1 rRNA gene is annotated in these 385 nt (G+C 50.1%); it reads left to right on the forward strand.

Annotation, left to right across the window (positions count from 1 at the left end):
• A 16S ribosomal RNA gene (locus tag FVP33_RS18965) occupies positions 1 to 385 on the forward strand; the annotation flags it as partial.

Below are 385 nucleotides of genomic sequence, written 5' to 3' on the forward strand. Positions count from 1 at the left end.
CATGCCGCGTGTGTGAAGAAGGTCTTCGGATTGTAAAGCACTTTAAGTTGGGAGGAAGGGTTGTAGATTAATACTCTGCAATTTTGACGTTACCGACAGAATAAGCACCGGCTAACTCTGTGCCAGCAGCCGCGGTAATACAGAGGGTGCAAGCGTTAATCGGAATTACTGGGCGTAAAGCGCGCGTAGGTGGTTTGTTAAGTTGGATGTGAAATCCCCGGGCTCAACCTGGGAACTGCATTCAAAACTGACTGACTAGAGTATGGTAGAGGGTGGTGGAATTTCCTGTGTAGCGGTGAAATGCGTAGATATAGGAAGGAACACCAGTGGCGAAGGCGACCACCTGGACTGATACTGACACTGAGGTGCGAAAGCGTGGGGAGCA

The sequence above is a fragment of the Lacisediminihabitans profunda genome (genome assembly GCF_008040105.1).
Lineage (GTDB): Bacteria > Actinomycetota > Actinomycetes > Actinomycetales > Microbacteriaceae > Lacisediminihabitans > Lacisediminihabitans profunda.